General features: G+C 42.2%; 16 protein-coding genes, 1 tRNA gene and 1 pseudogene. 4 read left to right on the top strand and 14 right to left on the bottom strand.

The annotated features are described in order from the left end of the window. Positions 1–9: 9 nt before the first annotated feature. From GPW69_RS03490 to GPW69_RS03475, 4 genes are all read right to left on the bottom strand, one after another. Positions 10–1239 (bottom strand): FtsW/RodA/SpoVE family cell cycle protein, encoded by a 1230-nt coding sequence (locus GPW69_RS03490; protein ID WP_012027447.1) that lies wholly within the window; start codon positions 1237–1239, stop codon positions 10–12. A 501-nt stretch (positions 1240–1740) separates the two neighbouring features. Next, a complete protein-coding gene (locus tag GPW69_RS03485) occupies positions 1741–1983 on the bottom strand; it encodes a type B 50S ribosomal protein L31 (RefSeq protein ID WP_012027466.1) in 243 nt (80 codons plus the stop codon). Positions 1984–2101: 118 nt separating this feature from the next. Further along, on the bottom strand, positions 2102–3130 hold the full coding sequence (locus GPW69_RS03480; RefSeq protein WP_074391477.1) for an FAD:protein FMN transferase: 1029 nt from the start codon (positions 3128–3130) through the stop codon (positions 2102–2104). After that, positions 3117–4061: a DHH family phosphoesterase gene (locus GPW69_RS03475; RefSeq protein ID WP_074391478.1), complete on the bottom strand. Its 945-nt coding sequence runs from the start codon at positions 4059–4061 to the stop codon at positions 3117–3119. Before GPW69_RS03475 ends, GPW69_RS03480 begins: the two co-directional genes overlap by 14 nt. 94 nt (positions 4062–4155) lie before the next feature. Between GPW69_RS03475 and GPW69_RS03470 the strand changes: the two genes are divergently transcribed. The 4 genes from GPW69_RS03470 to GPW69_RS03455 all read left to right on the top strand — a co-directional run bounded on the left by GPW69_RS03470 (position 4156) and on the right by GPW69_RS03455 (position 6560). Continuing rightward, positions 4156–4617 (top strand): flavodoxin, encoded by a 462-nt coding sequence (locus GPW69_RS03470; RefSeq protein WP_024396312.1) that lies wholly within the window; start codon positions 4156–4158, stop codon positions 4615–4617. A 139-nt stretch (positions 4618–4756) separates the two neighbouring features. Further along, positions 4757–5026, top strand: a complete 270-nt coding sequence (rpsN, locus tag GPW69_RS03465; RefSeq protein ID WP_002940393.1) for a 30S ribosomal protein S14 — start codon at positions 4757–4759, stop codon at positions 5024–5026. Positions 5027–5107: 81 nt separating this feature from the next. After that, positions 5108–5386, top strand: a complete 279-nt coding sequence (locus tag GPW69_RS03460; protein ID WP_074391479.1) for a chorismate mutase — start codon at positions 5108–5110, stop codon at positions 5384–5386. Beyond that, the gene (locus tag GPW69_RS03455) at positions 5376–6560 is read left to right on the top strand and encodes a chloride channel protein (protein ID WP_074391480.1); all 1185 of its coding nucleotides are present in this window, start codon (positions 5376–5378) and stop codon (positions 6558–6560) included. The genes GPW69_RS03460 and GPW69_RS03455 overlap by 11 nt, the downstream gene beginning before the upstream one ends. 106 nt (positions 6561–6666) lie before the next feature. On the opposite strand, the gene GPW69_RS03450 is transcribed toward GPW69_RS03455, so the two are convergent. The 10 genes and pseudogenes from GPW69_RS03450 to GPW69_RS03415 all read right to left on the bottom strand — a co-directional run bounded on the left by GPW69_RS03450 (position 6667) and on the right by GPW69_RS03415 (position 23625). Next, positions 6667–6738: transfer RNA gene (locus tag GPW69_RS03450), tRNA-Arg, on the bottom strand. Between the two features lie 260 nt (positions 6739–6998). After that, positions 6999–7310 carry an LPXTG cell wall anchor domain-containing protein gene (locus GPW69_RS10790; protein WP_269472410.1) on the bottom strand — a complete coding sequence of 104 codons (312 nt, stop codon included), beginning with the start codon at positions 7308–7310 and terminating at the stop codon, positions 6999–7001. Between the two features lie 24 nt (positions 7311–7334). Further along, positions 7335–9470 (bottom strand): annotated as a pseudogene (locus GPW69_RS10850) (DUF445 family protein); the annotation flags it as partial. A 438-nt stretch (positions 9471–9908) separates the two neighbouring features. Continuing rightward, entirely contained in the window at positions 9909–10085 is a 177-nt protein-coding gene (locus GPW69_RS10780; protein WP_269472408.1) for a KxYKxGKxW signal peptide domain-containing protein, read from the bottom strand. 293 nt (positions 10086–10378) lie between these two features. Then, on the bottom strand, positions 10379–12403 hold the full coding sequence (locus GPW69_RS03440; RefSeq protein ID WP_074391481.1) for a surface-anchored 5'-nucleotidase: 2025 nt from the start codon (positions 12401–12403) through the stop codon (positions 10379–10381). A gap of 263 nt (positions 12404–12666) precedes the next feature. Next, positions 12667–13272: a superoxide dismutase SodA gene (gene sodA, locus GPW69_RS03435; RefSeq protein ID WP_074391482.1), complete on the bottom strand. Its 606-nt coding sequence runs from the start codon at positions 13270–13272 to the stop codon at positions 12667–12669. A gap of 112 nt (positions 13273–13384) precedes the next feature. Continuing rightward, positions 13385–14416 (bottom strand): DNA polymerase III subunit delta, encoded by a 1032-nt coding sequence (gene holA / locus GPW69_RS03430; protein ID WP_074391483.1) that lies wholly within the window; start codon positions 14414–14416, stop codon positions 13385–13387. Positions 14417–14774: 358 nt separating this feature from the next. Next, positions 14775–20573, bottom strand: a complete 5799-nt coding sequence (locus tag GPW69_RS03425; protein WP_074391484.1) for a ZmpA/ZmpB/ZmpC family metallo-endopeptidase — start codon at positions 20571–20573, stop codon at positions 14775–14777. 168 nt (positions 20574–20741) lie between these two features. Next, positions 20742–22979: a DNA internalization-related competence protein ComEC/Rec2 gene (locus tag GPW69_RS03420; protein WP_074391485.1), complete on the bottom strand. Its 2238-nt coding sequence runs from the start codon at positions 22977–22979 to the stop codon at positions 20742–20744. Next, positions 22963–23625: a helix-hairpin-helix domain-containing protein gene (locus GPW69_RS03415; RefSeq protein WP_074391486.1), complete on the bottom strand. Its 663-nt coding sequence runs from the start codon at positions 23623–23625 to the stop codon at positions 22963–22965. The genes GPW69_RS03420 and GPW69_RS03415 overlap by 17 nt, the downstream gene beginning before the upstream one ends. Positions 23626–23677 lie beyond the last annotated feature (52 nt).

The following is a 23677-nucleotide window of genomic DNA, read 5'->3' as shown; positions in this document are numbered from 1 at the left end:
ACCAACTTTCTAACGTTTTATCGTAATTTTTCTATAGCGACGTGATCGATTTGTTTCCTTCTCATCAGCTAGTCGTGACTGATACCCCATTGACAGCACTAGACCGACACCAATCAGATTTGAAACCATGGACGAACCACCTTGGGAGATAAACGGCAAAGGAATACCTGTCAAAGGTAACAAACCAGTTGCAGCGCCAACATTTTCAAACACATGGAACAACAGCATCATGATATAGCCAGTTGATATGTAAGTGTAGTATCGATTGTTTGACTTCAACGTTACCCGCAGCATTCGATAAATGAGCAACAAGTATAGTCCAATCAATACCGTCCCTCCAATAAAGCCAAAGTCCTCGCCAATCACCGTAAAAATCATATCACTTTCTCGAACAGGGATAAGAAGATTTGTTTTATTGAAACCTAGTCCTTTTAAGCCACCACTTCCGATAGCTATCAGACTTTGAGCTTGCTGGTAGGTCGTTGATTGGGCATTTTTAAAGGGATCAAGCCAGGCTGCAATACGATTGATTTTATAAGTATCCATCCCCAAATTGTGGAGGAATGTTGTTCCACCAGGAGAAATAAAAATCAGCATAAATCCACCAACCAAAACGATCCCCGTTAAGGCAGTCGGTAATAGAATTTTCCAAGAAACTCCTGATAACAGAAGCATTCCGCTAAAGATTGCTACAAATACTAAGGAAGTTCCTAAATCTTTCTGTAAGGCCAACAAAATCAGGACAGGGATAGTAAACAGTGTCATATAACCAATCAACATAAAATCCTCACGAATTTTTCGATTTGGATAATACTTATGAAAGGTGACAATCACCCTTGACAGCATAATGATGTAGGCTATTTTCATAAATTCGGATGGTTGGAAAAGAGTCATTCCACCAATCGTTACCCAGTTTTTTGCTCCCGTTGACGCTACTAAGTCTGGACTGTAGAAAAACAAAGGCAATACCATAAGTCCTAGCCCAAGCACGTACAAGTAAGGTGTGATTTGCCACAGAAACTTAGTGGAAAAGAACATGACCAAAAAAGCTGCCACTGTTCCAATTCCTATCCAAGCAATTTGTTGACCAACCATCTGTACAACATTATCCGGATAATCTTGACTAACCGCAATGTAGAGAGAAATAATCCCCACAACTAATAAAAAAAAGACTGGTAAAATAAGTGAGTAGTCTACTCGACTATCGATTGTTCCCCTATTTTTCATCAATTTCCTCATACTTTCACTTCAAATTCTTACTCGTTCCATTATAGCAAAAATCATCTCTCATTGAAACTAAAAATCTAGTCACTTCTAAGGGGATACGATTTATACTCAACGAAAATCAAAAGTAGCCTAGGAAACGAAGTCGAAGATAGAACTCTGTTACTTTCTTATTTCAAGGTAACAGGCTGAAAACCTCCACTGGAGCTTTTCACTCATCAAGGCAAGTTGACAACGGATAATTTTGATTTTCGAAGAGTATTACTAGTGCACAAATCATAAAATACGTATATCTTCATACCTTCGAACAGGCTGAAATATAATGCTTTACCTTCACACACCCCTTAAGTTTGCCAAAGCCATGAGTATGTAAACCAATGGCAATCATTTTGGCAATCACGCACCAAAAAAGCCCTCTCCAATTTCTAGAGGCAAAGAAAAAATGGTCCACTGGACCATAACTCGCTCTTTTATTTTCAAGCTCGTGAAAAAACAGTCCGTTAAGGACTGTTTTTTTTATTTGAGACCGTATTTTTTGTTGAAGCGATCCACACGTCCATCTGCTTGAGTGAACTTTTGACGTCCAGTATAGAATGGGTGTGAGTCTGATGAAATTTCCACACGGATCAATGGGTAAGTTTCACCTTCGAATTCAACTGTTTCGTTAGATTTCTTAGTTGAACCGCTAAGGAACTTGTAGCCAGTAGTTGTGTCCATGAAGACAACAGTGCGATATTCTGGATGGATATCTTTTTTCATTTTAAAATTCCTTTCTGCCATGGACTCTTTCCGAGCCATAGATTATAACCATTTAAGTTTACCAAAAGTTTGTTCTTATGGCAAGTCTTTTTACCTATTTTTTTAATATTTTTTCAAGTTATAGTACGGAAGCACCTGAAGCAAGGTCAGAAGTTACTCTGGCGCCAAATCCACCTCTTGAAGGACTGCCCAAGCTGTCAGAAATCCTTTCTTTACCAGCAAGAACTTTTTCAGAAAGCCCTGAGGTCACTAGAATCCTGCCATCCAGCCCAATCAGAACCGCCTCGATACCATCAGTTTCTTCTACCATCTTATAAATCCGAGTTATTTCCTGACCAAACAGTCGAGTCGTCCAAATCTCACCATCAACAGATTGTTTGGACACAATGGTCAAACTAGCCAGTTGCGACTCGATTGGATATCCGGTCTCGGAACTCAAAATATGATGATAGGTCTTTCCATTCACGGTAAGGGTTCTTTCGTAAATACCAGAGGTGACTACCGATTCTTCTCCTATTTTGAGGACAAGGGCATTTTCACCACGTGGTTTCTGAGGATCCTGTATACCAATTCGCCAATAGCCATCGGCATTGTGAGGAGCTTGACCAAAGGTCAGGACGTTGCCACCCAGGTTAATCAGTCCAGCCTCCACACCTATTCTTTTAAGGAAGTCGACAATCTTATCTGCCACATATCCTTTAGCAAGAGCACCCAAGTCGATCGCCATGCCTTCTTTTTTCAAATAGACTGTCTGCTCCTCATCATCTAATTCAATGTCCCTTGGATTGATGAGTTGGAGTTTTTCACTGATCATTTCTTGGGTTGGAAGTTTGGCATCGCTAAATCCAATCCGCCAGCTTTGCACAAGGGGGCCAATGGTAATATTCAAAAAACTTCCCTCAGCCAGACTGTGTTCTTTGCCCAACTTAATCAATTCATACAGGTCATCGGCAACTGGAACTGCTTGAACACCTGCGTTTAGATTGACTTCCATCAATTCAGACGTCAAATCATTGGCAGAGAATCGATCCTTGTAGAGATAGAGAAGCTCTTCTACCTGATCCAAAATCGGTTCTGCCTGAGGATGCCATATTCTGGTTTCAATGATGGTTCCCATAAGACGAAAGGAGCGACTACTTGCTTGCATTCCTCACTACCTCTTGGATTTCTTGGTATATTTGCTCATTTTCGGAGAGTGAATAAGAGTTAGCACCACTTGCTAGTGGGTGACCACCGCCATCGTGGCGTTTGGCAATCTCGTTGATTGGAAGATACTTACTGCGCAAACGGACTCTGTAATTTCCGTCAGTTTGTTCCACAAAAATCCCCCAAGATTGAACGATTCCAATCCGTCCTGGAGCCCCAACGATAAAGGAAGTGTCCGCATCGGTCACCCCGTATTTTTCGAGAATGTCCTGTGTCAAAATAACACGTGCCGCACCATGTTCATCCACTTCCAAGTTGTCGTAGACGTAACCTGTCAACTTGGCAATCTTGAAATCAATGGTATCCATCTGGCGAGACATCCTTGCAAAGTCAAAATCTTCTTGGCGGAGACGAGCAACAATCTCAAAGGTGCGCGAGCTGGTTGCCGGATAGAGAAAGCGACCTGTATCGCCCACAATTCCTGCATAGAGTAGACGAGCAATATCTCCATCTAGTTCCAGTTGGCATTGGATAGCCAGTTCCGTAATCATTTCACTGCATGAGCTGGCTTCTGTATTGACCCAGAGCAGGTCACCATAAGGCTCTTCATTGGGGTGATGATCGATTTTAATCAAGAAATCTCCTTGAGTATAACGGTCGTCATCCACACGCGCCGTATTGGCAGTATCTGTCACGATAACCAAGGCTCCTTGATAATCTTGGTCTGCAACTACATCCATTCCTGCCATCCAAGCAAGATTTGGTTCCTCAAAACCGGTTACCTTGATGGTTTTTTCAGGAAAATTCTTCCGCAAGAGTTTCTGCAAGCCAACTTGACTACCAATGGCATCCGGATCTGGTCGTTTATGTCGGTGAATAATAATCGTGTCGTATTCGTGAATTTTTTCAATAATTTTACTGTAAATTGTCATAGCAACTCCTTTTCATCATTTTAGCATAAACTTCCCCTTTTGAAAATGATGGGAGTGTGGTATAATGGAATTACTATGTAATTTGGAGGAAATTATGGCACTAGCAAAAATAGTTTACGCTAGTATGACTGGTAACACAGAAGAAATTGCTGACATCGTCGCCAGTAAGCTAGAAGAGTTAGGTTTGGAAGTACAGGTTCACGAATGTACGACTATTGAAACCGAAGAAATCTTGGATGCGGACCTCATCGTGGTAGCCAGCTACACCTATTCTTACGGTGGAGACGGTGAGCTTCCAGATGAAATTGTTGATTTCTATGCTGACCTAGCTGACTTAGATTTGACCGGTAAGGTCTACGGTGTTTGTGGTTCTGGCGATACCTTCTATGATGACTTCTGTAGTGCAGTAGATGACTTTGATGTCATGTTGGGTTCACGTGGTGCAACTAAGGGTGCCGAAAATGTTAAGGTAGACCTTGCCGCTGAAGATGAGGATATTGTTAACCTTGAGCAATTCGCAACTGACCTTGTTGCAAAATTAGATACTTTGAATTAATTGACAAACAGACTGGCTTATCAATAGGTCTAGTCTGTTTTCTTTTAGCCATTTATTAAGATTGTACACCTATTGTTTGCAATCTTTATTTTTTTGATATATAATTAACTGGTTAAGTTTTTTAAAAAAGGAGAATTTTATGGCTAAAAAATCAAAAATGGCACGCTATCAGAGACAGTTGGAGTTAATCGAGCGCTATGCGGATTTACGTAAAAGTCTCAAAGAAAAAGGTGACTATCAAGCACTTCGAAAATTGCCTCGCGACTCAAATCCAAATCGACTGAAATACCGCGACAGGACCGATGGCCGTCCGCATGCTTATATGCGAAAATTCGGTGTGAGTCGGATTACCTTCCGTGAATTAGCCCATCTTGGTCAACTTCCTGGAGTAAAAAAAGCAAGTTGGTAACTTCCTCAAACAAGGCTAGTATTCTGCCTTGTTTTTTGCTATACTAAAAAACAACTGAAACAATATACGGAGGTCTATAAGATGAATTTGGAGTGCATCCGCAAACAGATTAACACGATTGATAGCCAATTGGTTGAACTACTTGAAAAACGAATGGAGTTGGTCGACCAAGTCACAGCCTACAAACGAGCAACAGGTAAGCCTGTTTTGGATACCAGCCGAGAAAATGCTGTCCTTGAAAGAGTTGGAAAATTAGTTCAAAAGGATGATTACCGCTCTGCCATTCAAGCAACCTTCAGCGATATTATGGCCCAATCAAGAACCTATCAATCTTCCAAGTTAGCGAATCATGAGCAATAAGATGAAACAAGCCATCCAACTCCTTTTCTTTTCCAGCTTAATTGGAGTCGGTGCAGGAATAATCACCACACTTTTTGGGAAAATTCTACTAGGGATTGGAGACTTACGGTCTGAATATTTTACTTTTCTAATCCCCTTTCTGCCACTTGCAGGGGGGGTGATTGTTTTCATTTATCAAAAATGGGGAAGGAAAGTCCAAGCAGGTATGGGCTTAGTCTTCAAAGCTGGACAAGGGGAGCTAGTGCAAATTTCTCCAGTTCTCATTCCACTCATCATCTCTACAACTTGGCTCAGTCATCTTGCCGGTGCTTCCGTTGGCCGCGAGGGGGTAGCTGTCCAACTTGGAGCCAGTCTCTCACACTGGTTAAAAAAACATGGTTTCACACACTTGCCCAAAGATATGATAACAAAGATTGGTATGGCCGCAGGTTTTGCAGGGCTATTTCAAACACCATGGGCCGCTAGTTTCTTTGCCATTGAGGTATTAATCGTTGGCCAATATTCTTGGACTAGTCTCCCCTATTGTCTAGTTGCCGCTTTCACGGCTTCTACTACTTCCCATTTATTGGGATTAGAGAAATTTTCGCACACTATTTCATCTTTTTCATTCCAGTTTACAGATAGTTTCAAATGGCTATTTATTGCCCTTTGCTTCGGTTTCATCGGTAATCTATTTGCCTGGTTTTTGGTACAAGCAAAAAATATCTCAACTCGATGGCTTCCAAATCCTTACATTAAAATAGCTATCATGGGAGTCGGACTGACCGTTCTACTATTCTTCTTCCATCAAGGTCGTTATGCTGGTTTAGGAACCAATTTGATTGATGCCAGTTTAGCTGGGGAACAGGTGTTTGCTTACGATTGGCTACTAAAACTCCTGCTCACCTGTCTTTGTTTGGCTGCAGGTTTTCAAGGAGGCGAAGTTACTCCCCTCTTTGCGATTGGAGCAAGTGCTGGGGCTGTTTTAGCAGGATTACTAGGACTACCAACTGAACTTGTTGCAGCCCTTGGGTATTGTACCGTATTTGGAACAGCCACCAATACCTTACTGGCTCCTCTCTTCATTAGTTATGAAGTATTCGGCGCTAATATCCTGCCCTATGCTATTCCTGTACTTGCCATAGCTTATCTTATAAACAGAAAACAGACTATTTATGGGGTGCAGGTGCGATGAACTATTGGATTCATAGTTTGCCCCTTTCTTGCCCCTCGCTCACATTTTAGAAAAAAACAAAACCCTTGAAAACATTGATATTTCAAGGGTTTTTGTTGTATTTTTATCTCCCCTGCAGGAATCGAACCTGCAACTAATTCTTAGGAGGAATTTGTTATATCCATTTAACTAAGGGAAGTCTGCCTCTCTATTGTAACCCATAAGAGAGCAGATTGCAAGAGTAGATTATACTAGCAATACTACCATGATAAAAATTTAATGATAGTTCACTACTTGCTACTTCTGTAATAATCTTCCTCTACATTCTTTATAATTATTACTATATTTCATTTGTTTTACCAATGAATCTTTTCACTACATATTTCAATTAAAAAATAGCGAAGCTTCCTCAAAAAGGGAACTTCGCCATTTTGGATTTATTTTCCGAAATAAACTAGATTATTTCACACCATCTTGTTCTTCCTCTTCTTTTTTACGGCGTTTATACAAACCACCAAGAAGAAGACCTGCCCCAAGGATTCCAGCCCAAGCTGAAGACTGTTCACCTGTATTTGGCAATACGCCTTGTCTACGTGGAGTTTGAGACTGACGAGATGGAGTTGATTCTGACTCAGAAATTGATTCAGAGACTGATTCAGAAAGGGATTCGCTTACCGATTCGGAAATAGACTCACTTACCGATTCTGAGATAGACTCAGATGTAGATTCTGAAATCGATTCGCTGACGGATTCTGAAATTGATTCACTCACCGACTCGGAGATAGACTCAGAGACGGATTCGGAAATCGATTCACTTACTGATTCTAAAATTGACTCGCTTACCGATTCAGAGATAGATTCTGAGACGGATTCGGAAATTGACTCAGATGTGGATTCACTTACTGACTCTGAGATAGACTCGCTAACTGATTCTGAAATTGACTCACTTACTGACTCTGAAAGAGATTCAGATACGGATTCAGAAAGAGATTCGCTCACTGACTCTGAGATAGACTCAGATGTAGATTCCGAAATAGATTCGCTAACCGACTCGGAAATTGACTCAGATACAGATTCGGAAATTGACTCAGATGTGGATTCAGAAATCGACTCGCTAACCGATTCAGAGATAGATTCTGAGACTGATTCTGAAAGAGACTCGCTTACCGACTCTGAAATTGACTCACTCACTGATTCTGAGATGGATTCAGATGTAGATTCCGAGATAGACTCACTCACTGATTCTGAGATGGATTCAGATGTAGATTCAGAAATCGACTCGCTGACCGATTCTGAGATAGATTCTGAGACGGATTCGGAAATTGACTCGCTGACTGATTCTGAAAGGGACTCAGAGACGGATTCAGAAAGGGACTCACTTACTGACTCGGCGACTGATTCGGAAATCGATTCGCTAACTGACTCGGAGATAGACTCAGATACGGATTCGGAAATCGACTCGCTGACCGATTCTGAGACGGATTCGGAAACCGATTCGCTAACTGACTCGGAGATAGACTCAGAAACTGATTCTGAAATCGACTCGCTGACTGACTCGGAAATTGACTCAGAGGTAGATTCAGAAATAGATTCGCTGACTGATTCTGAGATGGATTCAGAAACTGATTCTGAGATAGATTCTGATGTAGACTCAGAAATTGATTCGCTCACTGACTCAGAGATAGACTCGCTGACTGACTCGGAGATGGACTCAGAGACAGATTCGGAAATTGATTCACTCACTGACTCTGAGATGGATTCTGATACAGATTCGGAAATCGATTCGCTGACTGACTCGGAGATGGATTCAGAGACGGATTCTGAAAGGGACTCGCTGACCGACTCGGAGATGGATTCAGATGTAGATTCTGAGATAGATTCTGAAAGAGACTCGCTGACTGACTCTGAGATAGATTCTGAAACTGATTCTGAAACGGATTCACTCACTGATTCTGATAGCGATTCAACTACTGACTCACGAACTGATTCTGATACCGATTCGACTACCGACTCACGAACCGATTCTGATACCGATTCGACTACCGACTCGCGCACTGATTCTGATACCGATTCGACTACCGACTCGCGCACTGATTCTGATACCGATTCGACTACCGACTCGCGCACTGATTCTGATACCGATTCGACTACCGACTCGCGCACTGACTCAGAAATAGAGGTTGAAATTGAATTGGAAAGTGACTCTGAATTTGACACAGACTCAGAAACAGATTCTGCAACTGACTCAGAAATAGAGTCTGAAATCGAATATGAAAGCGACTCTGAATTTGACACAGACTCAGAAACAGATTCAGTAATCGACTCTGAAATAGAGGTTGAAATTGAATTGGAAAGTGACTCTGAAGTAGAGATAGATTTCGATTCACTTTCAGATGCTGAAATACTTTGTGAGATGGAAGTGCTATCTACCTTCGTAACTGAAAGACTAGCTGTAACAATATCTACCTGTCCATCAGGTTTTGTATAATGTGAACCCGTAGAATTATCAATAATCGTGAAATTAAATTGATATGTCCCGGTCAAACCTTTTTCAATAGCTTCAGCAAGAGTTTGTACGTATGTTGATCCAACTCTAATATAGTTTAGTTGAGCACTATAGCCTGATTCAACAATCAATAAATCAGTTGCACTAAAACTTTTTAATTCATCCAATGATTTGGATGTCACACTAGTATTTAAAGAAGCTTTGGAACCATTAACTGCTGCACGTAAAGCAGTATATGCACTAGATGATACCGTACTTGTCGTTTCAGCTTTTTCTATGCGAAATTGAATAACATTCGTATGTTTTTCAACAACTTCTTTTTCTGCAACACTTGACTGATTCTCAGCCAAGCGATAGCCTGATGGGATTTGTGTTGCTGTTTCGGTCACAGTTGTTTTGGCAATCAAATCAGTAGTGGTTACCATTGCTGAACGTGGATATTTTTTAACCACTTTTCCTGTTTCATCTACATATTCAACACGATAAATAATACCAGTAGTTCGGCTAGTCGTACTAGCAGTTTCCGAACTTAGGGCTGATTCACTAGCTGATACTGACTCACTTGTGGAAATTGCTTCACTTTCTGAAACAGACTCACTTCCCGAAACAGATTCACTTGTAGAAATTGATTGACTAACCGATTCTGAGTTGCTTGTCGATTCAGAGATACTGTGCGATTGTGAAGTTGTATCTGAATCAGCATTAACATTGCTCATGCTCACGGTATCTTCATTAACCAACACAGACGTAGTTACTTCGGTTGCCATCACCGCATCTTCTGCAAGGACTTGATCTACAGAGACCCCACCACCAACTACAGCACTCGCAGCTATCAAACCACGTAATACTTTTGTTGCAGAAACTTATTGTGGTGTTGGAGACAGTTTCACCTTAGTTTTTTCAGAAGTAGTTTGTTTGCCTAATTGGATAAGTCCAATTTGCGACATCACCGTACGCACCCAATGTTTTCCAGATTTATGCATCTTTACTCGGCTTTTGCGCGAGACTTCTGTATAATCGTTCCTTTTTTTGCTACTCATGTTAGCTCCCCCATATAACTTCTCCTAAGTTGAATAAACAGCTACACCTTTATACTCCTATATATATTTAGCATAGATATTTTAACACTCAGCATCCCATTCTATCCCAAAAACACTAGTTTGTCAATTGATTATACGTACTTCAAATAAGAATATGTTTACATTATATATATTAACATAGCATTTTGTTTTGTGTAATCATTTATTCATCATGAATGAAATTAAAAAGCCAGGACAAACTACCCTGACTTTTTGCATGTAAATATTAACAAAACTGTTATATAATCTAAAAATTATTCCCCTTCCTTACGTCTCATTGAGACAGCCATTCCGAGTGAAACTAAGCCACCCAAGCTAATAAGAAGTGAGCTTAGGGCTTCTTGACCGGTATTTGGAAGTGTTTGATTTCCTGATGCTTTTTCAGTTTTCTTATTTGAAATAGGAGCCACACTTCCAGATGGTGCCGGTTGCTCATTTGCTTTCTGATTTGCTACACTATCGCCACCGTCGCTTGCTTTTTCAGGTGTTTTCGTATCGGTAGTTGTCCCAGCAGTATCTCCTTTTTCTTCTGCTTTTGGTTCTTCTACGTATTCCTCGACAAATGCTTTTCTACCTGTAATAGTGGCACTAATCGTTTGACCTGCTTTTTCTAAATCAGTCAAATACTCCACAAATACTTCTGTATCTGGATTGATAGCACCAATCAGCTTAGCTTCTTTGAAAATCGAGAAACCATCCCCACCACCAAATAGGAAGTCGTTGATGACAAGTGTATAGGTTTCTGTCGGAACAATCTCTGTTCCATCTTCTTTGAAGGCTTTAACAACCTTGTAAGGATTTTCTTCCGTTGGATTATCTGCTTTCGTGTAGATATATTTAATTCCAGACATTTGAAGGAAATATTTTTCGCCTTCATCGTATTGTTGATTTAAGGCTGTATAAATCTGTTCGCCTGTCATTTGAACGACTTGTAGGATATTCCCAAATGGTTGAACAGCTTGTGCTGCTCCCCAAGTAACTGTTCCATCCTCTTGGACCTTCAAATCCGCCCGAATCCCGCCATTGTTGGTCATTGCAAAGTCAACATCATAACCTGATTTCTTAGCAATAGCTAATTGAGCCGATGTTACTAAATTGCCCACAGCACTTTCTTTAAATTCATTTACCTCGCGAGAAATATCTGTCGCTTGACTAGCCGTACCAATTTTTTGCTCTGTTACTTTTTTAACAATGGTATTTGCTTCGTCTACAATCGCCTGAATTTCTGGACTTGGTGTTTTTTGCCCTGGTGCCACTGCAATAATTTTCGCAGTCGGAACATCTTTAAAGTCGACAATATCTGTATCATAAACAGCCCTAACATCTGCATAAGCCTTACCTTGTGAGGTAGCTTGTACAATCAATGTTTTGCCTGTTGTACCGTTTGTATAGACATGGTTGTGACCGGCAAACACAAGGTCAACTGAGTGTTCAGGATAGATTTCATTTAGCTTAGCAATCATATCTGCAGCTTCGCCAGCAGCCACACCATCCTTGCTTGTAGCTGGGACGTGAGCCAGTACAACTATCGCATTTACACCTTTTTCAGCTAACTCACGCGCATATTTAGCAATCGTTTCTGCCTCATTCAAAAAAGTGTACTGCTCATAGTTTTTCTTCAAAACAAGATTAGGAATTTCTGTCGTAACTACACCAATAAAGCCAATATTTGCTTCTTTATCATTTACAGGAATAGTCTTAATAGCATATGGTTTCCAGCCATACGGAATTTCACCCGTCTCTTTGTCAATAACGTTAGCGATAACAATCTCCTGTTTGGCAGCTTCATGAGTATAATTATCCACAATCTCATTAAACTGACCTTCTTTTGGAGCTTCACCAGTCATGATACGGTTATACTCATCAAGTCCCTCATCAAATTCATGGTTCCCCAAAGTACCGTATTCAACATCCATTTTGTTAAAGACTTTTACAGTTGGTTCATCTTGTAAAAGTCCAGAATTCGATGGACTTGCACCAACCATATCTCCGGCTTGAACACGGATAGACTCTGCAGGTGTTTCTGTTTCTGCTGCTGTTTCTTCAAATTCTGCTTGCGAATCATCCATGTAAGCATCAAGCAAGGCGGCAGTTCCTGCATTCCGAACTGTTTCCCCCTCTAATCGCGCTGTCCCTGTCGTATCAAGCGCACCATGGAAATCATTAACTCCCATAATTTGGACAGCTAATTCATCTGCTAAAACAGCCTGTGTTGTAACGACACTAAAACCAGCTACAAGAGCTAGTACACTGCTTTTCAACCGAATATTCTTTTTCATAAGCAAATCAATGCTCCTTCTATTTTTTGTCATATTGACATATCTATAATAATCCTTTTCCTACGGCTTTTCAATATTAAATCAGTCATTTATAACAAAAAATTATAAAAATATTCGTTTATTCTTACTTTTACATCATTTTTCTGAAAATATCTTGTTATTTTTATCTATAATACGAAAAATTAGCCCTCTTTCCTTACACAATTCTCTCCAAAGTACTCTTCGCAACTAAAAAATCTCTTCCAAACGGAAGAGAACTGTTCTTATTTAGCTACCTTATAAAGTTCGTTAACCTTGTCCCAGTTGATTACTTCAAAGAAGGCTTTGATATAGTTTGGACGGACGTTACGGTAGTTGAGATAATAAGCATGCTCCCAGACATCCAATGCCAAGATTGGTTTCAAACCTTGCATGATTGGTGTGTCTTGGTTAGCAGTTGAGATAACTTCCAACTTGCCTTCTTTATTAACAACCAAGAAAGCCCAACCTGAACCGAAACGAGTTGTTGCTGCTGCAGTGAAGGCTTCTTTGAAAGCATCAAATGAACCAAAAGTTGCATCAATGTCTGCTGCCAATTCTGCTGAAATTTCTGTTTTTTCAGGTGAAAGCAATTCCCAGAAAAGAGCATGGTTCAAATGACCACCACCGTTGTTGATCAAAGCTTGGCGGATGTCAGCTGGAATTTGCTCCACATCTGACAAAAGAGCTACCAAGTCTTCGCCAATTTCAGGGTGTTTTTCAAGGGCAGCATTAGCATTTGCAACATAAGTCGCATGGTGCTTATCGTGGTGAAGGGTCATTGTTTCTGCATCAATATGTGGTTCCAAGGCATCGTATGCGTATGGAAGGTCTGGTAAAATAATTGCCATTTTCGTTTTCTCCTATACTAAGTGATAGTTCTATTCTACTCCAATGTGAGAGCCTTTTCAATTTATTTGTCTGAAACTACGGTTGACCCTCGGTCTAAAAATACTCTTTTTACTATGTGGTCGCAATTTTTAATAATGCCAAATCAAATAAATAATCCTTATCAAATTGGCCTGTTTTAATTTGAAAATCTGTATCGATTAGGAGCTTAACGACTTTTTTCAAAAATCCAATGGACAGATGGCGTGAATCACGCAAAGCATACTTTACTTGGTATGGATTCACCTTACGCCCCATAATAGTCGATAACTCAGCTACTATCTGCTGTTCCCCTCGGCCTTGCTCTAGTAGTATTTGCACCTGTAGATAGGTTCGAAATTGAGTTAGCATGATGGCAATCAACTTAACCTCTTCCTCCCCTTGCAACCGCAAGTCACGAACTAAGTTGCGAGCCTCGTCTACCTTGGATTGTAGAATTAACTGTGTTAAATCAAAGATATTATCTTGTAGTGTTTTGGGGATAGCCGCATCAATATCTGAAATTTCAATCGTCTCTTTTCCCTTATAAGATTGAAGAAAGACCAGGTTCTTACTGATTTCTGAAAAATCAAAATTGGACTTTTCTAAAAGATATTGAAAAACCTCTCCTCCCATCTGCAATCCAAGACGCATTATCTCTTTCTGGAAATGATTTTTCAAATCCAGCTCCTTCAGGGGATTGGCTTCTAATACTAGTCCATCTCGTTTGAGGAGTTTGACCAGACGACGCTTACTGTCCAACTTACCCGGTGCTAGAATGACCAAACGTGTTGTTTCGACAGGATTTTCCAAATAGGCCTCAAACTGTTTGAGTTCATCATCCGTCAAATGCCGTTTTTTATCTGTCGTTAAATCTGCAAAATAATCAAGAATCACTATTTTTTCATCTGAAAAGAAAGGAAGAGAAACTAAGTCCAAATCTACCTGATGATAATCAGCCTCCGACATATCAAAATAGGCAAAACCTAAATCTGCCGCATCAAAATCAAGCTTCCTCAGAAGTAAGTCTTTCGCTATTTGGTATTGTCCGATGTCTTCACCGCATAAAACGGTCAGAAGCTCTAATTTCTCTTTTTTTAATTTTTCAATCTGTTCAATAACTAACATGTATACCTCTAATTCTTAATAAATTATACCATGTTGAAATAAAAATAGAAAACAAACTCATTAATAAAAATAGATTAGTCATACTCAATTAAAATCAAAACCAAACCGTTTTCAATGGTCGGGGAATCATTTCGAAGTTGGAGCTAAAACGAACAGTTCGTTTCGACATGTGCGAATAGAACTTTTGTTTTCAGCTAGCAAGGTTTGTTTTTGATTTTTGAAAAGTATCAATTCTTCTATCAATTATAAAAAAGGGCAGAAACTAATACATTTAGCTTCTGCCTTCAAAATTAGGATAGAATTCGATTTGTAGTATTTAAGGGAATGAATACTCAGTCGAAACTGGGATTCATTGCTACTATTTCTCATCTCCTCTATAAAGAGAATGATGAGATTTCTTACCATGCTTCAAAAAGACCAGATTAAAGAGTGCAAGCATTAAGCCAACCAGGACAAGATCATTCTTGTCTCCTGTTTCAGGTAACTGCCTATTAGACAATTTTTTCTGTTCAACAGCACTCACAGGGACTGCCATTTCTTTTGCGGCTGGCTTTGGACTATTTTCTCCTGTCCCTTTCTCTGAAACCACAAAAGTTCCTTTAGCTACTTCTAGCGGGGGAAGAACGCCGACTGGCAATTCATGGGTAACTCCTTCACCCTTGCCTGTTTCTAACGGGGGAAGAACGCCGACTGGCAGTTCATGTTTGACGCCCTTGCCATTTTCTACAAAGAGAATATGAAGAGGAACAGCGACTTCTTCTTGACTACGATCATCATAAACCACTCGAACGGTAATAGAATAATCACCGCTGGACTGTGGTAGTGAGCCTACAACTTCAAAATCAACTTGACCGGCTGCGGTCGGAAGACTGATTTGCTTCAAAATTTCAGCCGTAGTTGCTTCACTAGTGCTAGTTGGAAGAACTTGGGCTGTTCCTGTAACCTGAGCTTGATAGAGATCGGATTTTGGAAGAACACCTTCTGGCAGTTCATGTTTGACGCCCTTGCCATTTTCTACAAAGAGAATATGAAGAGGAACGGCGACTTCTTCTTGACTACGATCATCATAAACCACTCGAACGGTAATAGAATAATCACCGCTGGACTGTGGCAGTGAGCCTACAACTTCAAAATCAACTTGACCGGCTGCGGTCGGAAGACTGATTTGCTTCAAGATTTCAGCCGTGATTACTTCACTAGTGCTAGTTGGAAGGGCTTGGGCGGAACCTGTAACCTGAGCTTGATAGAGATCGGATTTTGGAAGAACACCGATTGGCAATTCATGAGTGACTCCCTTGCCATTTTCTGTTTTCTGGACAATCACTTGAACAAATACCTGCTCCTGACTGCCGTCATCAAATCGAACAAGGACTGGAATAGTATGTTCACCAAGGGTTGTGGGAAGAGGATTTACAAGACTCCTTTCAACAGGACCTGCCTGGGCATCAACCTGAACCTTGGCCAAAATAGCAGTTCCCACCGCAGTCAAATCGTCATCTGTTTCATAGACATACTTATCTCCGACAGTAACCGAATAAACATCTGCTTTCCATGGGGTAACCTGAATTGGAATAGCCACCTCATGAGTGTCCTTACGGAGTTGCAGACTAGTAACTTGTGGGGTCAGGGTAACAGGCGCCACTTCCACACCGTACTCCTTGAATTGGTCTGGAGTGATGGTTTTGGATAGACCTTGATTGTCCACTAGCTTCACTTGAAGACCTACCAATTCCACTGTTTCAGCTGGACGATAGTCTGTCTTAGTCGGTGGGGTCACCAATTCAAGACCTGTAACCGCAGTTTTATCGAATACTTTAACTGGTAGGGCAGGGGTGATTAATTCCAATGGAATCTCAATTGTCTGAGATATTTGCAGGTTGTTCAATTGAGTCTGGTCAAAACTTGATGCAATTTCATAATGTCCTTGGGCTGGTTGAGGCAAACGTGCTACCAAATCTGTCACAGAGGAACCTACTTGCAAGGTCAAGTTTTCTTCTTTGACTACTGTTTCACCTTCTTTGAAACGAAGGTTGATTTGGAGGTTCTGTGGTGTCTGAGTCGGCTCTACCAAACGATAGGAAATTCCCTCATTGCTCAAGCTAAAACGGTCCGATTGGTTTTCCAAGGCAATTCGAATAGTATCTGCAAAGCCACCTTCAGCAGTCACGAATACCTTATCAACATGAGGACTTAGATTATGCTCAAATCCTCTAACAAGAACTTCAACAGTACCTTCAATGCTACCTGTTACTGCTAGGCTAGCTGTAGCTGGGACAATGACTTTTCCTTGACCAGATAGATTTCCCAGAGTTACTGGATCATTGGCAATGATCAACTGCGTGCCAGTTGCAAGTTCTACACCTGTTGAAATCTCAGATACCTGACTGGCTAAACTAACATCTGCCTTATTGACCAATTCTAAAGTTTGGATATTTTGTACATTCAATCCGTGAATGCGTGCAGTGTCAATCGTAACCTTATTATCCAAACTACCATTACCGTCAATTGATTTCAAACTACTAGATTTTGAAATAACAGACACTGGTCCCTCAACAAGCTCCCCATTAACACCTGACAGTTTAATACCTTGATCGGCATTGACAAAATCCGACAGGATTGAAATTGTCACAGGAATGCTGCTTGCTGAATCTGCATTTCCTGCGTAGATTGTGTTAAATCGTGTATCTGAACTTCCGTTGGTAATAGTAATTTGCCCATGGCTTCCTGCTGGATCGCCCGTACGAGAGCCGGCAACCAGGCTTGGACGGAGATTGCTTTGAGCTTGACTTATGGTTGTAGAAACTCTATCAAAGGTCAAATGGTAACCATTGGCATAGAGCGTTGCTTGTTGACTGGCATCTACAATCATATTCAGCGTCATGTTGGCAAAGGTTACATCATTACCCAATTCTACATTTGGACCTCGGAAGGTGAGGCGATGCCCTTGACCATCAATTGTGACCGCCTTATTGATAAGGAAAGGCGTTTCTTGACGATGTTGAACATCACTTACCAATTTGATGGTATCACCATCCCTAGCTTGAGAAAGTGCATAAGTCAAGCTATGATATAGATTACCTTCTGTTCCTTGACCGTCTCTGGATTGCTCATCTCCCTGAGTGACATACAGGTCACGCGCCTGAACTTCTTGATAAATACTTGAACGGAAGTCATCTGTATCCTTCAAATAAGCCTGGAAGATGCTCTTTTTCAATTCTTGAACAGCTGAAACTCTGGTTGACAAGGCTACCTTGTTGGTTGCATTAAGTTTCATCTGTTGCAAATCTTTGGCAATGGCTGCATCCATCAAACTCTGAATAGCAGCGAAATCGCTGGCTACACTAGTGGATTTTAGTTCGGTAACCTTGGCGATGCGACGGTCAAACATAGCTTTCTTAAAGGTTGCTAGGTCTCCTCCATATTCTGGCATAATGGCATTCAAAGCTGCCTGATCATTGGCATGCTGGCCAGAAACATAGGCTACCATTCCTTTTTCATAACCATATTCTCCTAGAATATCATAGGCATTTCTTCTAAAGCTAATATCACCTACTGTTCCTGCATTGTTTTGCAGACCTGCATAGATAGGCTCAAAGAGAGGAATGGTGTAGTAAGAATTGGTTCGAGCTATTCCTGTGGTATTGAGACCATCAAACTTGTAGCGACCGGAAATCAATTGATTATCTACAAAATCATGGACAGATTGCAAACCTGCTGCTAAATCTCTCGAAATCGGTTGAGATTGATCTGTCTGACCACCATTGGCACTTGCGACAAGGCTCAGCTGATTAAGTAGGACCGCCCTGTCTTCAGGTATCTGACCCAAGATAGACTGAGCTTCTGCGTAGTCTAAAGTGTACAAGACGTCCAAGATACCCTGCATATAGGTCTTGAGGTCATCACTTGTTTGGAAACGGTCTGGACTAGCATTTTGTGTCCGATTGTCTCCCATGCGAAAGGCGGTATTGATAATAAAGCTCGGGTCTTGATAGGGTGTTTTGGCAACATCCATAGACTCAAACATTCCTCTGGCAAAAACTTCTTGTAACTGGCCAGCTCGTCTATCATAGCCATTTAACCAAACGTTCTTATCAAACATATGGGTCAATTCATGGGTATAGACAGACTGACCTGCCTCAGACAGGGATTTTTTCAAGAAGAGGTTAATAGAAGTCTTTCCATTGGCCTGACCATCAGCTTGTAAAAAGTTGGCATAAAGGTTGAGCGGTCTGATAAATTTCTCGACCCCTTCTAAAACACTTGAACCATATTTTGGTGAATAAAGTTCTTGAACGCGCTGAGTAGCTGTCCCTAGTTTCTGCGGACTATCAATCACAATAATGGTTTCATGATTGGCTAGAATATCCTTGTTCTGACTGATACGATGCCAGAATTTCAAAAAGCTTTCCTGGTCATCAGCATAGGATTGTAAGTTAGCTTTAAATGTTGCCAAGCCGGTCTGGTCACCTGGTCGAACATAGGATTCCGTCAAACCGTAGTTGACTGTGTTTGAAGTGCTAATGGCATATATGGGATCACTAGGTAGGGTCAGGAGAGGAATGAGGTGGTTATTTAGACGTGCATTGCTCTTTAATTTCTGATAGAGTGAAGAATCGCCGTAAGGAGATTGGGACTCTGCCAGATGAGCCTTACTGGTCTCCTTAAACCATTGCTCCCCTGTTTTACTTGGCTCAAAAAGGCTAACTCCCTTCTCCACAAAGGAGAAAATATCAGCTTGATTTGTAATTGGAGCTAGTTTGGTTTGGTAAGTAGTCGCTGACTGTCCCAAGGTCAAATCACGATAGGTCAGGGTATTCAAGATAGTAAGAGTTCCAAGAGGACTCCCGCCACCACCAAAAACCTGAGGGTGATACAAGATTAAATCTTGGGCCTGATGTTGACCAAATTCAAAGGAATATTGACGATCCAGATAGGAAAGACCTGCTAAAATCTTCTCCTTATTACGACGGATATCCTCTACATTGACTTGGCTTGATTTCTCAAAAATACCCGTCAGACTCGTTTCAATCTTAGCCTTTACTCGCTCAAAACTCTCCCTCATATCCAGCATATCCATATAAGCTGTCTGCTTGAGAGACTGCAGCTGGTCGGCTGACAGAGCATTTCCCCCATTTTCCTTCCGAATGGCCGTCTCTAGAGCATTTTTTTCAAGAAAACTTTCTTGATGGCCCAAGTAAGGATAGAGTGAGTCATAGGTCACAGCCGCAAAATCATTTTTCAGCGAAGCAACCTGCTGCGCAACTGCCTCTCTGGTCTGGCTTGTCGTCGGCTGAGTCGTCGCAGGGACTATCTGACTACTACCATCCGAATAAACCACTTGAAACTGCTGAACTGTTTTTCCATTGACGGAGGTCATAAGCTCCCCTTGGTCATCTAGTGGCAATTTAGCAACTTCATTGGCAGCTACACTACGAGCCATGGATACTGAACGAAGTACGGGTTGGACTACTTCTTTTGCTAGCTGGTCAGTCGGAGCAGATTCTACTGCTGATGTTTCTGCTAGCTGGTCGGTCGGAGCAGATTCTACTGCTGATGTTTCTGCTAGCTGGTCGGTCGGAGCAGATTCTACTGCTGATGTTTCTGCTAGCTGGTCGGTCGGAGCAGATTCTACTGCTGCTGTTTCAGTTGGTTGAACTGGTTGAGTAGCCTCGTCCGTTGAACCTGCTGGTTCTTGTTTCGTTTGAATAGGATCTGGTTCTACTGGCTCAGCAACCTGATGAAAATTTTCGGCTGGGAGAATGTTCTCATCACCAGCTGGATTTGACTGCTCTTCTGCAGGAAGTGCTGCTTGGGGTGCTGAAATGCCTTGAGAGACCACTTCCTTCTGAATAGCTGGTTCTACTTCTACAAGCTGGCTTTCTTGAGCTAGGTTCTCCTGTGTAGCTTCGTTTAGTAGGGAACCAAGGGTTTCTGGAGTTTGAACAGCTACTTCATTGGTTTCCTGCTGTTGACTTGGCTCATCTGTTACTGACTGACTAGTTTGTTGACTACTAGTAGGCACTTGACTTACCTCTTGCGCAGCCGCAACCTGCCCTCCAAGGACGCTAAAGCTAATGGCCAGAGCAACTGACACGACACCGATGGAAAACTTACGTATACCAAAATGGTGCTTCTTTTGTAAAAAATTTAAATTCATTAAAATATAGTCTCCTTTTGAGCCAAATAAAAACTCTACTACAATTATATAAGTAAGAAGAGTGAAATGCAAAGAAAACGCTAGCAATCTCACCAAAACAAGAAAATTTCCTAACAATAGTTGTTAGGAAACTAAACAAACTATAATTATATAGCTTACTACCAAAATCTACTCCCTCACCGTTTCAATCCTCCACTCTTTCCAACCTCGGAAGCGAATGGCTCCTTGCTGGTCGGTGCGATAGACTTGGATATTTCGACTGTCAAAGCGGTCCAAGGTTTCTTGGTGAGGGTGCTTGTAGCGGTTGTTTTCTCCTGCTGATACCAGGGCAATCTTGGCTCCGATATGGTCTAGAAATTCAGGATAGGAAGAGCCTTGGGAGCCGTGGTGACCAGCTTTGAGGACATCAACAGGTAGCTGCGGATAGCTTTCTATCAAATCCAGCTCCCCCTGCTCCAAATCCCCTGTAAAGAGAAAATTAGTTTCCAACAAGCGACCGTAAAGGACAACAGAGTCATTATTGCCACCGTCGCCTGTCCCGTCTGGATAGAGGACCTCCAGATAAGAGTCAAAAATCGGCAAGCGGTCGCCCACTTTCACTACATGAACAGGGACATTGATTTCTTTCAATGTGGCTACAAAGTCAGGCACCGTCAGGCTTCCAGGCGACACGTAAATTTGACCAATTTGGACCTGCTTAGCCACTTCCAGCACATCGCCCACATGGTCCGTATCGGTATGGGTCAGGACCAAACTATCAATCCTGTCCACGCCCTGACTATGCAGATAGGGAATCAAGGTCCGCTCTGCATTTGCCTGCGAAGACCGCTCCTGCCACTCCTCCTTGGCCGCAAAATCGACCCGACCACCCACATCAATCAGGACCGTCCGCCCCCGCATATCCCGCAAAAAGATGCTGTCCCCCTGCCCGATGTCCACCACCGTCACCTCGTTTTCCAGCGGGTGTTTGGTCGTGAAAAATAGCAGAGCGAGGACCAGGCTTAGTCCTAGAAGCCATTTTTTCTTCCTGTGGAAATCGTAGAGTAAGAAGAGGCTGACCAGCAAAAGCAAGAGAACCAGCCCAGACGGTTTGCCCAGTATCCAAGACCGAAATCCCAAATCTGCCACCCAGACAATGATTTTTTCCATAAAAACAAAAAATCCGTTGACCCAAGTCATCTTGACCAGAGGTGACAGGAGAAAAATAACTGACAAACCTGGCAAGAGCAGAACATCAAAGACAAAAGAAAAGGCAAAGGTCAGGAGAATGGACAGAGGCTGGAAGGCATAGAAATAGGTCATGAGCACAGGTAGAATCCCCAGCGAGATACTGAGACTTTCCACCACAGCCTTTTTGACCTGCCCCAAGTCCTCAAAATCAAAGACCGTCAGCAAGAAAGCATAGGTAAAAGTCAGCACTCCTCCTGCTGTCAGTAAAAATCGGGGCAGCATCAGCAGACAGACAAAGACCGTCACCGCAAAATTATCCAGCTTCCGCAAGCCCATATTCCCCAGAATTTTTTGGACCAGCGACCGCACCACTGACACCGAAAAGCCTGTCAAACCAGCATAGACAAGAGAAAAGGGAATCTGCAACTTATCTACGATTTCCTTGGTCAAGCTCAAACGCAACAAAATCCAACGAAACTTGTCGATGAAAAAGCCCACCTGCATACCAGACAGGGCAAAAAGATGAATGATACCCAAACTGGAATAGAGGTCACTCATCTGGTCAAACTCACTATCCAGCTCCCCAAACAAGAGCCCTGTCATGTAGTGGCTCATGGGAGCCGGAAAATTGGTTTTGATATAGACCAAGGCCTGCCTCCGCCAGCTTGATAGCCAGTCAAAAATGTTCCAAGACTGGACAGGAACAATCTTCTTAATCGCTGTTAGCTTGACAGTCCGATAGATGCCCTGTGTTTTCAGATAGGCTTGATAGTCAAAGCCATTAAAATTCCGCTGACCTGCTGGCAGACTGACCTCTGCTTCCACTTCTAGCTGGACCAGACCTGTCAGCTTTTGAAAATAGGCCTGCTCCTCTTGACTGGCTAACTTGTAGAAAACCTGATAGGTTTGTCCATCAGCCCGACCCCGAAAAGACAGGCTGTCGCCATTGATGTCTATGGTATCGGGAATAGCCTGCACAGTCGACACTTGCTCTGGGGCTGACTGGGCTGCCCGCTCCCATTGGACCTTCTGGCATCCGAAAAAGAGACCGCACAGGGCTAGAAGCGGCAGCGTTCTGAGGAACACCGCCTTACCTTGCCGAAACCCAAAGACAACTAGTAACAGACTCAGTAGGCCCATTGTCAAGAGGGAAAATGAGTGGACTGTAAAGTAGGCCGCCACCGCCAAGACTGCCAGGTGAATGGGCTGGCAGGGGAGCTTAATCGACCGTGACATAAGGTCGGATGCTTTCCATGGTCTTGTCGCCGATACCCGATACATTGTTGAGGTCGTCCACCGACTTGAAGCCACCGTTTGTCTCACGATAGGCGATAATGTCCGCCGCCCGCTTGGCACCGATACCCGAAATGGTCTGCAGGTCAGCCTCGGTCGCCGTGTTGAGATTGACTAGATCAGTGTTTTTTTCTTCTTGGGACATGGCAGAGCTGGCAGTCGTGCTGGCAACCACCGAGATATTTTCGTCCTTACTAGCCACGTAGACCACCGCTTCGTCGCTGAGCTTCTGAGCCAGATTGATAGACTTAGGGTCTGCCTGACTGGTCAAGCCGCCAGCTGCATCAACTGCATCATTAACACGCGCATCAGCTTCTAAAGTGTAGAGCCCTGGCTCTGTCACCGCTCCTTTGACATCAACGACCAGCTGGCTGGGCTCCTCACTTACTTCTGTACTGGTTTCCTCGACCAACTCAGAGCTATTAGAAGTTTGCTCGGTCTGTGGAAAGTCTGTCAGTCCTGTCTGATCAGACTTGGCAGGTTGGCTGAAAATTAAGAATGTTGTCAGAAGCAAACCTGCAGCTGCTGGTAGAGCAATCTGCCACTTGTATTCTTTAAACATTTCTATATAAGTTTTGATTGTATCCATAAATTACCTCCACCTATATAGTTCGCAAAAGATAGAAAAAAACCCGCAAGTT

It is taken from the genome of Streptococcus suis, assembly GCF_902702775.1.
GTDB lineage: Bacteria > Bacillota > Bacilli > Lactobacillales > Streptococcaceae > Streptococcus > Streptococcus hashimotonensis.
Note: the sequence above shows the minus strand (reverse complement) of the source record. Positions and strands in the feature narration are given on the sequence as shown.

Coding starts and splice junctions, on each gene's coding strand:
- GPW69_RS03475 (WP_074391478.1), bottom strand. CDS start 4,061: ATGACAATTTACAGTAAAATTATTGAAAAAATTCACGAATACGACACG.
- GPW69_RS03485 (WP_012027466.1), bottom strand. CDS start 1,983: ATGAAAAAAGATATCCATCCAGAATATCGCACTGTTGTCTTCATGGAC.
- GPW69_RS10780 (WP_269472408.1), bottom strand. CDS start 10,085: ATGAGTAGCAAAAAAAGGAACGATTATACAGAAGTCTCGCGCAAAAGC.
- GPW69_RS03415 (WP_074391486.1), bottom strand. CDS start 23,625: ATGGATACAATCAAAACTTATATAGAAATGTTTAAAGAATACAAGTGG.
- rpsN (WP_002940393.1), top strand. CDS start 4,757: ATGGCTAAAAAATCAAAAATGGCACGCTATCAGAGACAGTTGGAGTTA.
- GPW69_RS03455 (WP_074391480.1), top strand. CDS start 5,376: ATGAGCAATAAGATGAAACAAGCCATCCAACTCCTTTTCTTTTCCAGC.
- GPW69_RS03460 (WP_074391479.1), top strand. CDS start 5,108: ATGAATTTGGAGTGCATCCGCAAACAGATTAACACGATTGATAGCCAA.
- holA (WP_074391483.1), bottom strand. CDS start 14,416: ATGTTAGTTATTGAACAGATTGAAAAATTAAAAAAAGAGAAATTAGAG.
- GPW69_RS03490 (WP_012027447.1), bottom strand. CDS start 1,239: ATGAGGAAATTGATGAAAAATAGGGGAACAATCGATAGTCGAGTAGAC.
- GPW69_RS03440 (WP_074391481.1), bottom strand. CDS start 12,403: ATGAAAAAGAATATTCGGTTGAAAAGCAGTGTACTAGCTCTTGTAGCT.
- GPW69_RS03470 (WP_024396312.1), top strand. CDS start 4,156: ATGGCACTAGCAAAAATAGTTTACGCTAGTATGACTGGTAACACAGAA.
- GPW69_RS03480 (WP_074391477.1), bottom strand. CDS start 3,130: ATGCAAGCAAGTAGTCGCTCCTTTCGTCTTATGGGAACCATCATTGAA.
- sodA (WP_074391482.1), bottom strand. CDS start 13,272: ATGGCAATTATTTTACCAGACCTTCCATACGCATACGATGCCTTGGAA.
- GPW69_RS03425 (WP_074391484.1), bottom strand. CDS start 20,573: ATGAATTTAAATTTTTTACAAAAGAAGCACCATTTTGGTATACGTAAG.
- GPW69_RS03420 (WP_074391485.1), bottom strand. CDS start 22,979: ATGTCACGGTCGATTAAGCTCCCCTGCCAGCCCATTCACCTGGCAGTC.